Source organism: Cytophagaceae bacterium, from assembly GCA_016722655.1.
Taxonomy (GTDB): Bacteria; Bacteroidota; Bacteroidia; order Cytophagales; family Spirosomataceae; genus Leadbetterella.
Genome location: JADKIR010000004.1, coordinates 2,140,459 through 2,153,981, shown reverse-complemented (window position 1 = coordinate 2,153,981; position 13,523 = coordinate 2,140,459). Strand labels below are relative to the sequence as shown.

Sequence of the window (13,523 nt, the reverse complement as noted above, 5' to 3'; positions counted from 1 at the left end):
ATTCTTTTCTTTATTTCTAAATCCAATATCTTTTGTCTAAAAAAATAGTACTATTCAGTTAAAAAAATCAATTAATGAAAACCATTCTCTCCATTTTCAAAGAAAAAAAATGGATTTAGGAAAATTTAGAATCCGTAAAATCCAAATTTTTATAAGGCAATTCCCACAATAACACTTAATTTTGCACCCGAATTTGGAAAGATTGCCTTTCCGGTACGTTTTTGGGGAAACATTAAATATAACAAAATCATGAGTACAAATTTGCTTGCCGACAGAATCAATAATCTGGAAGAATCTGCAACTCTGGCAATGTCAAAAAAATCAAGAGAGCTGGCTGCTCTGGGACACAAAGTGATAAACCTTTCAATTGGTGAGCCTGATTTTAAAACACCAAAGCACATTTGCGATGCCGCAAAAGATGCCATTGATGCCGGTTTTCATGCTTATACACCAGTTGCGGGTATTCCTGAGCTGCGTAAAGTAATAGCCGAAAAATTTAAGAGAGACAATAATATAGATTGGAAACCTGAAAACATTATCGTTTCGACCGGAGCCAAACATTCTTTGGCCAATGCTCTGGCCGTGATGGTTAATCCCGGAGAGGAAGTTATCATTTTTGCTCCGTATTGGGTTTCATACAGTGAAATGGTGAAATTGGCTGAAGGAAAATCAGTGGTATTGGAAGGTGCTTTTGAAAATGATTTTAAAGTAACCGCCGACCAACTGGAAGCAGCCATCACTGACAAAACCAAGGTCGTAATGTATGCCTCGCCCAACAATCCAACGGGCTCAGTTTATAGCGAAGCTGAACTAAGAGCCATTGCGGCTGTGATAGAAAAACACCCAAATGTGTATGTTTTGGCTGACGAGATTTATGAATATATCAATTTCCGTGAAGAAGGCCACTTCTCAATAGGCTCTATCGAAGCCATCAAAGACAGGGTTATCACCGTAAACGGTATGGCCAAAGGTTTTGCCATGACCGGCTGGAGAATAGGGTATATTGGTGCTGCTAAATGGATTGTGGATGGAATAGACAAACTTCAGGGTCAGGTGACTTCAGGAACTAACCATATTGCTCAAAGAGCTTCGTTGGTAGCTTGGGATGACATGACAGCCGCTGAAACCATGAAAAGGGCTTATTTGTTAAGAAGGGATCTGGTAGTGGGCTTGTTGAAAGAGATTCCCGGATTTAAAGTGAATGTACCGGAAGGGGCATTTTATGCATTTCCTGACGTAAGTTATTATTTTGGAAAAACTGACGGAACAACCACCATAAATAACTCTGACGATCTATCGATGTGGTTGCTCGAGAAGTCATTTGTTGCCACTGTTGCCGGCTCCGGATTTGGTGCTCCAAATTGTATCCGTATTTCTACTGCGGCATCTGATGAAGCTCTCAAAGAAGCGGTCGGAAGAATCAAAACTGCGATTTTGACTTTGAAATAAGAACACATATAAAAAAACAAAGAGCCTTCGGAAGAGATTCTGAAGGCTTTTTTTATATCAATAAATATTTATAATAAATGTCAGTCAATATAATTCATCCTATATGCCAGTGGGGTGATTTTCTTGGTAGTTTTAAACTGACGGTAAAAGTTTGAAAGGTTGTAAAATCCACTGTCAAAAGCTATCTGCGAGATACTCAGTTTGTCATTTTGCAATAATTTACATGCAATTCGATTCTAATATCGGTCAAAAAACTTGAGAATGTTTTTCTGGTTCTTTTTTTGAAATATCTGCTAAATGCCGACTCACTCATATTGGCCAGTTGTGCTACGTCATCGAGTTTAATCGGATTTCGAAAGTTTTCACTTACATGTTCCAATACTTTTTTGATTCGATCGGAGTCCACCTCATTTCTGATTTGAATGGGGTCAGAAGACAAGAATTCAAGATTTTTGCTTTTTGCCAAATCGTCTAAGATTTCTAAAAACTTTACCAATCTTGGCATTCCTTCCAGGTCAAATACACTTAGCAACTTGGGATATATTAAGTCCGCGGTTTCTTTGCAAAACTGTATTCCACGTTTTGATCTTTCCAAAAATTAAAATTTTATTTGAGAATCAGAAAATTCTATTTTTCAAAAAACTATCTTTATTTAGTTATATTCAGATTTTTTATGGTTAAATTGCTCTAAATGATCTTTGAAAGTCTTGGAATTAATCGTTAATTTTAAGCCATTTTCAAATCTTAAATATGGGCAGTATATCGAGAAGAGACCTTTGGAGCTCCGTTTTTCAGGGCACCATCCACAGATCAAAAGTTAGTGGAAGTCTCGATGAATATACAATTCCCCTTACAAGGTTACAAGTACAGCATCTTCTCCGCCGGGCATCGTTCAATGTCACACACGACCTTATCAACAGATATGAGGGTAAACGTGCAGGGGAGATAGTGGAAGAATTGTTTTCCAACGGCGACCGAAATATCAGTCCGGTTCCTCCATTTTTTGTAAATGATCGACTCCGGGAACCCAATAATCTAAGTGGAAAAGCTAAAGAAGATGAAGAAAAGAAAGTAGCCTTACACCGTGGAGAGTACAATTATACACTTGGGGCGTGGTGGGTCAATCTGATGAAAAGAGATACGGCCAGTTTTCTGGAAAAAACTACTTTATTTTGGCATGACCATTTTGCAACACAATTTGCCATTTGCAACAATATTCCCGCCATTTCGATGTATCGTCAGAATGACATTTTCAGGAAAAATTACGCCGGGAATTTTCGTACTTTATTAGAAAAAATTTCGATTGATGGTGCCATGTTGCTCTATCTTAATGGCAATGAGAACATTAACGAAATTCCAAATGAAAATTATGCCCGGGAACTAATGGAGCTTTTTTCTTTAGGCGTTGGGAATTACACAGAACAAGATATAAGGGAGGCTGCAAAAATTCTCACTGGATGGAAAATTACCATGTTTTATGATGAACATGTTCCTTATGAAGCGTATCTCAATGCAGATCAGTTTGATAAAAACCCGAAACTTTTTATGGGGGAAGTTTTTAATGTAAATTATGAAATAAACGAAAAGAATGTTTTTGAATATTCAGTAAAAAAATTAATTGACGTTATTCTAACAAAAAAAGGTACTGAGGCATCCAAATTTATTTCGAAGAAGCTATATGAGTACTTTGTTTACGCTAACCCTGAAAAAACAGATGCTACGATTATTGATCAATTGGCTCAGATTCTGAAAAACAACAATTTTGAATTTAAACCAATGCTCAAAACACTATTTAAAAGTCAGCATTTTTTTGATGACCTCAATATTGGGGTTCAGCTTAAGTCACCTGCCGAGAGTATTGTAGGATTTACGCACCATTTTGATTACAGTGACTTGTACACCAGAAATGTAATGATGGCTTTGGGTTTAGAAATTTTGAACCCTCCAAATGTAGCAGGATGGAAAGGCTACCGCAACTGGGTTTCAACCAAAACCTTGCCCGCCACAATAAATTTTCAGAAAGAAATTCTTGGTGGGAGTTCTGATTCCACTCTTGGTGACTGGATAAAGAACTTTACCGGATATGATGATGTGAGCAAACTCGCCCCGGCAATTTTGGAGTTGTTTTTGGCCCGACCAGTCAACGCTACACGGCTAAAAAAATACCAGACTGTACTAACTGGGGGAGCCCCTGATTATGAATGGTATGAAATCGTAAAAAATCAGGAACAGGCAGGACAAAGAGTAAGGTCTTTGATAGAAGAAATAATTAAAGCCCCCGACTATTACCTTTATTAAAATGAAAAGAAGAGCCTTTATAAGAAATTCGACTATGGGCCTGGGGGTTGTTAGTAATCTCAGGATCGATAAAATGCATCTGAGTGCTTTTCAGCCAGCAATGGCTTATTCCGAAAATGACAATATACTTGTAATTGTCCAACTTTTTGGTGGAAATGACGGTATCAATACCATAACTCCCTATGAATGGGATCCGTATTATACTCTTTATCGTCCTAAATTACACATTCCTCAAAATTCGGTGATTCCAATAAGCAAGGAAAAAGGAATGGCTATGCATCCAAGCCTAAAATTGGGCCCCAATGGAGGAATGGTTGGCTTGTACAATGATGGCAAATTGTCAGTTATTCATGGAGTGGGTTATGAAAACCCAAATTACAGCCATTTCAGATCAACAGATATTTGGTTAAGCGGGCTTGTACCAAACAACGATTCTTCACCTCTTCATACAGGGTGGCTGGGAAGATATTTTGATAAATATACTGAAGCTGAAAAACCCGAAAGCCCGTTTTGTCTGCAAATAGGTCATAACCCCTCATTAATGTTTAGAGGTGAAAATGGCGAGAAGTCTATAGTGCTTGAAAATGCAGATGAAATGTACAGGCAAGCACAGTCGGTGGAATCTGATAAAATAAGTATCGGTGGGTCTTCTTATTTTCAAAACGAATTCAACTATGTAAATGATGTCGGAATTCAGGTCAATGAATATTCAAAAGTTATAAAAAAAGCTTTTGATAATGGCAAAAATATTGAAACTTACTCTGATAAGTCACTTTCAAATCAACTCAAACTCGTGGCCAGGCTTATTGACGGGGGGCTAAAATCTAAAGTTTACTTTGTAGAATTGGGAGGATTTGATACCCATTCCAATCAAGGTGGTCTCGACGGATTACATGGCAGGCTTCTTGCCGAAATGAGCGAGGCAATCAGTGCCTTTCAATCTGATATTGAAAAACTTGGACATGCCAAGAAAGTAATCGGAATCACAACATCTGAATTTGGGCGAAGGCCTTATGAAAACGGTAGTATGGGTACCGACCATGGCAGTTCTAATTTAATGTTTGCGTTTGGAACAGAAGTAAAAGGAGAAATTTTTGGCTGGCATTATATTTTTCTTCCCTTCCGAGACCACCAGAATCTCAGATTTAGTGTCGATTTCAGAAGTATATATTATGAAATAATGGTAAGTTGGTTTGGTCAAAGTAGCGATTTTGCAGAAAAAGTACTGGGTTCTAAGTTTGCTTATGTAGAGCAAAAGGGTTTTATTAAAGTTACAAAAGAAGACCCTACTCTTCCTCCCCCACCCGAGGTACCAAAACAAAATGCTGATCCAAACTCACCCGAAAATATCAATAACCCTTCAGTGATTGATCAGGGGGATACATTTGTATTATATCCCAATCCGGTACAAGGAAATGATGCCTTTATCAACATGACTCTCTATTTTCCTGCCACTGTTACAATTACCCAAAGTTTTTCAAATGGGCAAGTAATGGGTCAACTCCATAAGAAAAAATATCGTTCAGGTCTATTTAATTTGTATCTTGAGCTTTTAGGAGGTCCAGGCCTATACATTCTTACAATAAGGGTAGATAACCGCTTGCACTATCTCAAATGTTTGAAAATTTAAATTAAAATCTATTTTTTTCACCCTTCCATAAATCACCCAATAATGAAAAAAATATTTCTGACAATTTCTAAAGCACTAACTGTAAGTATTTTATTTTTAAAAATACATTTTGTTTTTGGCAATAATAACACAGATTCTTTGCCACAATTCACCATAAAAATTATCCCTCATACCATCTGGTTTGATTATGACCCACATTTTGAGATGGCTTATGAGCATTTTTTAGGCCCAAAGAAAAGTTTTCAGATAAATCTGGGATACTGGAATAATTCAAAAACAAAAGCCGCAAACACTTATGATATGAAATTAATCCGGCTCAATTACAGGAGTTTTTTTAGAAAATTTTCAGAAAAAAAACCGGGAAGAGGATATTTCAATACGGAATTAATGTACAAAAACGTAATTGAACCCAATAGTTTAATGGCCATGGATATTAACAATCCCATTCCGTATTATACAAAATTCAAAGTAAATGTTCTGGGGTTAAATTTTTTGGTTGGCAGAGAATATGTCCCAAAAGATTATTTCCCGGCATTTGATATATTTTTTGGTCTTGGAGTGCGGGCATCATATAATTATAACGAATACGAACCTCCGGGTTATTATTCGTCCTCCGGTGGCCTTGGCATAGGAATGCTAGCCCGAGGTCTCGGTTTTCATATTATGCCCTCCATTAATGCAGGTATTGGCCTGGGTATCGGTAAATGGAAAAAATAATCAACCCGGGAAACTCACCTTTCCCATACTCACGCTCGGCACTCCTTTTCGGATACCAAAGTCTGTTTTTCCACCAGCGAGGGCTTCGTTAGCTAAAGTTGCAAAAAGCACCGCTTCTTTTGCATCACCGCTGATTCCGATATCGTCAGTAGTGAAAAAACTCACACCCGGCAACAGAGCCTTCAAATGCCCTACTATCATCGGATTATGCATGCCTCCGCCACTCATAAAGAGGTCAAATTTTTGCCCTAAATCCGGTAAATTACCCAAACTTTCTGCAATCGTCTCAGCTGTAAATCTACAAAGTGTGGCCATCTGGTCCTCGGTACTGAGGTCGGTAGTCAAACTTTTTTGCATAGCATTATCCAAAAATTCAAGATTAAAGAGTTCAGGCCCTGTAGTTTTGGGCATAGGTCCTCTGAAAAAATCATTATCTTTCAGAGCCTCCAACAGATTCTTATTGATTTTTCCTTTTTTTGCTATCAACCCATCTTTATCATAAGGCAAATCAAAATGCCGCTGAGAAAGCCCATCAATCATCGTATTCCCCGGGCCGGTATCTGTGGCAAATACTTTTTCGGGATCCAAATCTCCCGAAAGAAAGGTAAAATTCGAAATTCCACCCATATTGAGTAATATACGGTCCTGGCCGGGTTTTGAAAAAATCAAATAGTCACCATAAACGGCCAATGGAGCCCCTTCACCGCCTGCAGCACAATGTTTTTGTCTGAAATCCGACAAAGTAATAATACCTGTGCTTATGGCCAAATGGTCGCCATCCCCTATTTGTAAGGTGCCATTGGGAAAGTCGGGGAGCTGGTGCAAAATCTTGGGAGCATGAAAGACAGTTTGCCCATGGCTGGCGATGCAATCCACCTCATTTTTATCGATTTCCCATTGGTCAAGACATTGGTTTACAATGCTCCCATGTAAATTCCCGATCCAGGGATTGAGTAAACAGAGTTGCTGAAAATCTATTTCTTTTTTGGCAAAAATCTTCCTGATTTCATGTTTGATGTGGTCGTCAAATGGTACAGTTTCAAATTTCAGCACCTGCACTTTAGTATCGAGCCCGCTACCTTCATATTGACAAAGTGCCACATCGAGACCATCCATCGATGTCCCCGACATCAGGCCGATGATTTTTTTGGTAGGTTTTTGGGCTATCTGATAAAGTTTTTCAATATTGGCGTTCATTCCAAATCCATATTTTACCCTAAATTAAGGCAGAATATTTGTAGAACACAGAAAAACTCAATCTTTCGCCCAATCCAACCGTTGGTCAGGTGAAAATTTCCATGGGGCCATGTTGGTTTCGAGGTTCTGAAACATCACGTTCCAGCTTTGAGGAGCCTGGCTTTCTTCCATCACTCTGTAACGACGAAGTTGCAAAATTATATCTAATGGGCTGATCATAACGGGGCATTCTTGCACACAGGCGTTACAGGTAGTACACGCCAAAAGTTCTTCATTGGTTATGTAATCACCCAAAAGGCTCTTTTCATCTCTATATTCCATACCATTTTTGACCCAGCCTTTTTTGATGTCTTCAAGTCTGTCACGGGTATCCATCATGATTTTTCTGGGCGAAAGGGCCTTACCGGTTTGATTGGCAGGGCATGCTGAGGTACAGCGTCCACATTCAGTACAGGTATAGGCATCCATGAGGTTTTTCCAACTGAGGTCGTCCACATCCTTTGCACCGAAGCGACCTATTTCGGCAGGAGTTTCCGGAGCTTGTTGCAGACCAAGCATGATTTTAACCTCAGTAGCTACGGCGGGCATATTTTTCATCTGGCCTTTAGGTAAAAGATCGGCAAAATATGCATTGGGAAATGCCAAAGCAATATGCAGGTGTTTGGAATAAGTAACATACACTGCAAAAGCCAAAATCCCAATTATATGAAACCACCAGGCTGCTCTTTCGACGATTATCAATAAACTATCTGAATAGTTTTGAAACAAAGGAACAAGAAATTGGCTAACCCAAAAACTACCGGTCTGGGCTTCTGCAAAATGCCCGATACCACGGGTTTGTAATACGTAATCAGCGGCATTCATCTTCAAAAATGCCCCCATGAGTATAATTTCCAAAAACAAAATAGTGTTAGCATCCTGAAACGGCCAGCCTTTCATTTCCCTGTGATTTTGGGGCTGAAATCGACCTACTTTCAAAATATTTCTTCTGACCAAAAAAATTAAACAAGCCACCAAAACACCCAAAGCCAGCAACTCAAAGAAGTTCATGACAACATTGTAAAATCCTCCCAAAGGTTTCAAAAATATCCGGTGAGTACCCAAAAGTCCGTCAAGCACTATCTCCAGCACTTCTATATTAATGAGTATAAATCCTACATAAACAAACAAATGCAAAACTGCCACTATTGGCTTTGCAAACATCTTTTTCTGACCAAAAGCAAGCAGAATCATGTTTTTCAATCGCACAGAGGGTTGATCGGTACGGTCTTCGGCTCTACCCAGTTTTATACTTTTGCTGATAAGCTGAACTCTTTTTGTGATCAGATAAGTGGCCAAAGCCAAAATTACCAGAAACCCGATTTGAGAAATGATGTTCATAATTTGAAAAAGGTTTTGGTATGCATGCATACTATTACAAATATCGAAATTTCAGAAAACAAAACAAGGTATGATGAAATTTTTTTAGTATTTTTTTAAAATGGATTTGTTTTAAAAAAGTTTTTGTCTAATTTTGCAGTCCCAAACGGGCAAAAGGTGGTGAAATCACAATGGTGATGTAGCTCAGTTGGTAGAGCAAAGGACTGAAAATCCTTGTGTCGGCGGTTCGATTCCGTCCATCACCACCTTCAAAAGGCTGACTTTAATGAGTCGGCCTTTTTGTTTTTATCTGGGGTGCTTTGGGGGACACTTTTTTGAATTTCAGGCATTTTTTTGACACTCAAACTCTTCTATCACGTGCGTATTGATGTCCAAAAAATCGGAAAATGGCCTTTATTTGAGGTTTTTTCTCGTGCGTGCGTGTGCGTACTGTTTGCTTAATTAGTTTCTTTAATAAATATTTCTAAAAATCAAACTCATCTTTTCCTATCCTTTTCTTGATATTTTCCACATCAGTTTTAATTTCTTTAATAAGTGCCTGTTTCATATTATTCCATTTATCTCTATTCATTATTACCATTGTTCCACAGTCTAAATTTTCAAATGATCCACAATTATAGGCGTACTTACTCATGCCTTTTTCATGAATAAAGTTTGTAAACTCATATTTGACTTTTTCATCTTTTATCCAAAATTTTACAGTTACCCAAAAATGGCCGTAGTCGGCTAATACACCTAAATACTTTTGAGGTTCTGCAATGATAATACCTTTATAAACCAATTTTCCATATTCCTTTTCGTCAATATCTAAGGGATATTTTGAATTTTTAAAATAATCAGCTGCCCAACTTTTGAGAATACCATGTAATTTGTCTTTGCCTATTCCTTTTGCTTCAATAATTCCAGAAATTGAAACTTTACCGGTTAATGAGTCAATAGGCCATTGGGAGTAAACCTTTGTATTAAAGAGAATAGAAATGGCAAAAAAGTAAACCGAAAATAAAAAATACTTTTTCATGTGGTCAATTATTAGTTTTCTGTAAATCTATTCAAAACAAATAAAAAACCCAACCCATCAAACCGATAATTATTAAGTCAATAATTCCCGATTCTAAAAACCATCTCCAGAAATTTCTAATTTTTGTTTTCATTTTTTATCCGCTCTGCGAAGCTTGTAGATTCGTAGGTGCGTAAAGCGTGTTTCACCCGCAGAAAAAGTAAAGCATTATATTTATTAAAAAAAACTAAACCCAGCACATAAAAAAACCACAGAGCCTCATCAGACCCTGTGGCAATTAGAAAACCTCAAACCATCACTTTACCACAAAGTCCTTTTTATCTGGTCCGGCACCTTTTATGGTCAATGACTTCCAGTGTTTTGGTAGCTTGGTTTTGAGCTGAATAATACCGGCATCGGTGATGTCTAAGCCTCCAAAACCGTTGACCAGCGTTTGTAAATATCCTCCCGCTCCTGTCGCAAAATAAGGATTTGTACCGCCTGCTGTTTCGGCCAAAACACCGAATGGCGGCACCTCGTTGGGTTTGTAGCTGTCCATATATTGGCTGTAAGCTTTGTCGGTATTGCCCAATCTGGCATTCAAAATACTGAATATCGCCTGTGCCATCGCCGGACTTTGCCCCTTCCTGCCCGGATTATTGTCGGCAAGAGCTTTCCAATAATAATCGAGGTCTTTCTCTATCGAGGCCTTATCGGTGATTTGTTTCAAAGGATACGAAAGTAAATTCACATCAGTTTGCTTGATCAATTGGCCGGCATATCCGGCATATTCCTGCGTGGTGCCGTCATTAAATTTCAGAATTACGATATCTTCCGACACCTTTTTCCATTCCGGATTTTCAGGATAACCCAATTCTTTTGCAGCCTGATTGGCGTACATCAACACTTCCTTCGCAATTCCGTTGGTGAAGGCGTTGTCGTCCACGTTTTCGGCCCACTCATCGGCACACACCACATTGATGATGTGATATTTACCATCCTTGCCCAGCTCGGCACGACTCACCCAAAAATCAGCCACTTCTTTTAGCATAGGATAACCCCGCGTGGCCAACCAGGACTTGTCTTTGGTCACCTGATAATATTTCCAGAAAGCAAAACCTACACAGCCCGTAACGTGATGTTGAAACGGCCCCGTAAGTGCCCACACCGGACAAGACTCCTGACCGTCGTTGTCAGACTCCCAGGGAAACATAGCTCCCTGATAACCATGATTTTTGGCGTTTTCTTTGGCTGCACCGAGTCTCTGAAAACGGTATTCGAGCAACGATTTGGCGATTTCGGGATGTAAAACTAACAATGGAGGATACATCCAAAGTTCGGTATCCCAGAAAACGTGTCCGTTATAACCCAAGCCCGACAAACCCATCGGAGAGAGACTGTAGGCCTGACCTTCCCTGCAAAAACTGTAGAGGTTGTACAAAGAAAAATGTGCCGCCCGCTGTGCTTCGGGGTCGCCTTCCACCTGGATGTCAGACGTCCAAAGCTTTGCCCAGGCGGCTTCATGTTTTTGTTTAAGTCTGGCGGTGCCTTCCAGAGCCGCAAAAATCGTCAGTCTCTCTGCCTCATTGTGGGCATCGGAGATATGAGCAGAGGAAATCACGGTGCCCACTACGGCAAATTTGTAAGTTTCACCAGCCGCCAGCTGCTTTGTAAATTTGAGTTTGTGCATGCCGTAGTCCCATTCTTCATGCACGAGCGAAGGCTCAAGACCACGTTTTTCATTAAAAATGATAGAATTAGAGGCTGAAACCGTGTATTTCCCTGTCGGACTTTTGGCCACAGAAGTAAGCAAAGGCGTAAGTGAATGCGGTCTGTCGATGAGATGATAGAAATTTTCAACGTCACGTAATACCTCAGGAGCCTGAATAAAACTCGTTGGGGTGATCTCACAGGCAGTTTTTGCCGTGATTTCGACTTCAATCAGAGCCGAATGTGGCAGATGCCGCAGGGCCATCATGTTGGTTTTTACTTTTATTTTTTCATGCTCAAAGGCAGTCAGCAATTCACCATTTTTCATGTCGATCACCTGTGTGTAATCTTTGATATTGCTTTTGTTGATACGTTGGCCGTTGACATCGATATCCAGATTGGCAAATTCAAAAACTTTCAGGATATTGGCCACTCTGCCCCTTCCATAGGTATCAAAGGCACCGTTGAGCACTATTTCTTTGACTTTCAAAGGCTCGGCTGAGGAGGTAATGCCAATCATGCCATTGGCCACGGTAACCCCGTAATAATGGTTGGGATCGATATTTTGGGCGGTAATTTTCCAGGGATCCTGAGCAAATGCAGCAATGCCGATGCACAGCATGGCAGCCAATAGTTTAAGTTTCATTTTTATCAAAGGTTTCAATATGGGGTACAAGTTAGCAAAAAAATTGAGAGGAAAATGAATTTGGATTTACTCAAAATTTAGAATTCAAAACCGGAGATAGGCAAAGCATTAATTTTTAAGGTGAAATGAAATTTAGAATGGTTAAAAATGCCTGGGTGACCTTTTAATTTTTATTGTTTTTCGGGAATAGAAATAGTTTTTATGAAAATCCCAAATGTAAAAAAGGCAGTACCATTCAGGCTATTAGCCGGAAGATACGTGCCCAAAACTGAATTATAAATTACTCAATTAGAAAAGAAAAAAACAGTAACTCAAAGCAAGAGAATCAACAAAAGTAAGATGATAATAATTGAACCTACTGAAATATAAACACCCCCATTGACATCTGCCAGGTTACTTTGCAGTGATCTTACTTCTTTTCTGAGCGTCCTTTTTTCTTTGAAACTAAGGCTTGATTTGTCTAATGCTTTGATTTCTTTTAGTCTTGAAATAATGGCATTGGCTTCGGGCGAATCAATTGTTTTGCTGGTTGGGGTGGGTTCGGCAATTGCTGCGGCTTTTAGATGTGAAGGAAGAATGCTCAACATCACAATCAGGGTCAGGAATATGTACTTTTTCATAAATTAATAATTTAACGTGAAGGAGTTTCCACCTGCAAAGGTTCAATTATTGCCCTTAAAATCTATTACATAATATTTCATTTAGATTACATCTTTCCCACATTTTGGATTTCCGTCGGTTCAGAGTCTCCGCCAGGGACTCTGAACAAATGGAGTATGATTCCCCCTCCTTCAAGCTTGTAAAACCACAAAAAAACCAGTCAATATTTCCAAATCATCACCGATTATATTTATCTTAGATTTTAATATTTCCTTTCTGTATCAAAAACGAATCCGGCAATATGGCTGAAAGAATACTCCGAAAATGTATTAACTCCTTCACAGTGGCGGCCACGGAGTTTCTGGCGGAGAGGCTACGGGGGTGAAAATAGAAAAGTAGAAAGCGAATAACTAAAAAACGAAATCATGTTCAAGGTAATAGATTTTATGTTTGTCACATTTAATAAGCTTTATGAAAAAGTGACGCTCTTTAGAAATACAACCAGAGGGGCAGGCTTTATTGGGTTCACTTTTTATCTGAACATAATAGCTCTACTGAAATATTTCAAAGTTAAAATACCTACTCTGGGCTTAATGCTTATACTATTTATTTTCCTTTTCCCCTTCCATGTTTTGTATTGCAATGAGGAAAGAAAAATTCGTTTGTATAAGTGGTATGAGTCTCTGCAATTTCAAAGAAAACTTGTCGGAATCACAGTAGTTCTATCGTACTTCATTTTGTCTTTTTTTATTTTCATTTATTCAATGAAGAATTGGAAATGAGGTAATGTGTGTTTCAAAACGCACCTATATTTTTCATTCATTCAAACTCTACGCCAGGAACTCAGATAGTACGCTTCCTCCCACTCTTTCTAGCTTCCAAAACCACAAAAAAACCAG

Annotated in this window: 11 protein-coding genes and 1 tRNA gene; 5 read left to right on the top strand and 7 right to left on the bottom strand. The window is 38.9% G+C overall.

Features of this window, described 5'->3' with window-relative positions; genetic code table 11:
• The first annotated feature begins 249 nt into the window (after window positions 1-249).
• Window positions 250-1,449 (top strand): pyridoxal phosphate-dependent aminotransferase, encoded by a 1,200-nt coding sequence (locus IPP61_09890; protein MBL0325475.1) that lies wholly within the window; start codon window positions 250-252, stop codon window positions 1,447-1,449.
• An 80-nt stretch (window positions 1,450-1,529) separates the two neighbouring features.
• Here IPP61_09890 and IPP61_09885 read toward each other — a convergent pair whose 3' ends face one another.
• Together IPP61_09885 and IPP61_09880 are read right to left on the bottom strand one after the other, a co-directional pair.
• Entirely contained in the window at window positions 1,530-1,664 is a 135-nt protein-coding gene (locus tag IPP61_09885) for an AraC family transcriptional regulator (protein MBL0325474.1), read from the bottom strand.
• Window positions 1,646-2,044, bottom strand: coding sequence for a helix-turn-helix transcriptional regulator (locus tag IPP61_09880; GenBank protein ID MBL0325473.1), 399 nt, complete (start codon window positions 2,042-2,044; stop codon window positions 1,646-1,648). Before IPP61_09880 ends, IPP61_09885 begins: the two co-directional genes overlap by 19 nt.
• 155 nt (window positions 2,045-2,199) lie before the next feature.
• Here IPP61_09880 and IPP61_09875 point away from each other — a divergent pair, with 155 nt between their 5' ends.
• The 3 genes from IPP61_09875 to IPP61_09865 are packed head-to-tail and all read left to right on the top strand — an operon-like array spanning window position 2,200 to window position 6,094.
• Entirely contained in the window at window positions 2,200-3,747 is a 1,548-nt protein-coding gene (locus tag IPP61_09875; GenBank protein MBL0325472.1) for a DUF1800 domain-containing protein, read from the top strand.
• A gap of 1 nt (window position 3,748) precedes the next feature.
• Window positions 3,749-5,377 (top strand): DUF1501 domain-containing protein, encoded by a 1,629-nt coding sequence (locus IPP61_09870; protein ID MBL0325471.1) that lies wholly within the window; start codon window positions 3,749-3,751, stop codon window positions 5,375-5,377.
• A 42-nt stretch (window positions 5,378-5,419) separates the two neighbouring features.
• Window positions 5,420-6,094, top strand: coding sequence for a hypothetical protein (locus IPP61_09865; protein MBL0325470.1), 675 nt, complete (start codon window positions 5,420-5,422; stop codon window positions 6,092-6,094).
• Here the strand turns inward: IPP61_09865 and IPP61_09860 are convergent, their stop codons facing one another.
• Both IPP61_09860 and IPP61_09855 read right to left on the bottom strand, forming a co-directional pair.
• Window positions 6,095-7,291, bottom strand: a complete 1,197-nt coding sequence (locus IPP61_09860; GenBank protein MBL0325469.1) for an anhydro-N-acetylmuramic acid kinase — start codon at window positions 7,289-7,291, stop codon at window positions 6,095-6,097.
• A gap of 57 nt (window positions 7,292-7,348) precedes the next feature.
• Window positions 7,349-8,671, bottom strand: coding sequence for a (Fe-S)-binding protein (locus tag IPP61_09855; GenBank protein MBL0325468.1), 1,323 nt, complete (start codon window positions 8,669-8,671; stop codon window positions 7,349-7,351).
• 172 nt (window positions 8,672-8,843) lie between these two features.
• On the opposite strand from IPP61_09855, the gene IPP61_09850 reads away from it, so the two are divergent.
• Window positions 8,844-8,916: transfer RNA gene (locus IPP61_09850), tRNA-Phe, on the top strand.
• 218 nt (window positions 8,917-9,134) lie between these two features.
• Here IPP61_09850 and IPP61_09845 read toward each other — a convergent pair.
• The 3 genes from IPP61_09845 to IPP61_09835 all read right to left on the bottom strand — a co-directional run bounded on the left by IPP61_09845 (window position 9,135) and on the right by IPP61_09835 (window position 12,644).
• Window positions 9,135-9,689 carry a DUF4468 domain-containing protein gene (locus IPP61_09845; GenBank protein MBL0325467.1) on the bottom strand — a complete coding sequence of 185 codons (555 nt, stop codon included), beginning with the start codon at window positions 9,687-9,689 and terminating at the stop codon, window positions 9,135-9,137.
• Window positions 9,690-9,984: 295 nt separating this feature from the next.
• Complete coding sequence (locus tag IPP61_09840; GenBank protein ID MBL0325466.1) at window positions 9,985-12,024, bottom strand: glycoside hydrolase family 65 protein; 2,040 nt, start codon at window positions 12,022-12,024, stop codon at window positions 9,985-9,987.
• 311 nt (window positions 12,025-12,335) lie between these two features.
• Window positions 12,336-12,644, bottom strand: a complete 309-nt coding sequence (locus IPP61_09835; GenBank protein MBL0325465.1) for a hypothetical protein — start codon at window positions 12,642-12,644, stop codon at window positions 12,336-12,338.
• Between the last annotated feature and the right edge of the window lie 879 nt (window positions 12,645-13,523).

Coding starts and splice junctions, on each gene's coding strand:
- IPP61_09890 (MBL0325475.1), top strand. CDS start 250: ATGAGTACAAATTTGCTTGCCGACAGAATCAATAATCTGGAAGAATCT.
- IPP61_09875 (MBL0325472.1), top strand. CDS start 2,200: ATGGGCAGTATATCGAGAAGAGACCTTTGGAGCTCCGTTTTTCAGGGC.
- IPP61_09870 (MBL0325471.1), top strand. CDS start 3,749: ATGAAAAGAAGAGCCTTTATAAGAAATTCGACTATGGGCCTGGGGGTT.
- IPP61_09865 (MBL0325470.1), top strand. CDS start 5,420: ATGAAAAAAATATTTCTGACAATTTCTAAAGCACTAACTGTAAGTATT.
- IPP61_09860 (MBL0325469.1), bottom strand. CDS start 7,291: ATGAACGCCAATATTGAAAAACTTTATCAGATAGCCCAAAAACCTACC.
- IPP61_09855 (MBL0325468.1), bottom strand. CDS start 8,671: ATGAACATCATTTCTCAAATCGGGTTTCTGGTAATTTTGGCTTTGGCC.
- IPP61_09845 (MBL0325467.1), bottom strand. CDS start 9,689: ATGAAAAAGTATTTTTTATTTTCGGTTTACTTTTTTGCCATTTCTATT.
- IPP61_09840 (MBL0325466.1), bottom strand. CDS start 12,024: ATGAAACTTAAACTATTGGCTGCCATGCTGTGCATCGGCATTGCTGCA.
- IPP61_09835 (MBL0325465.1), bottom strand. CDS start 12,644: ATGAAAAAGTACATATTCCTGACCCTGATTGTGATGTTGAGCATTCTT.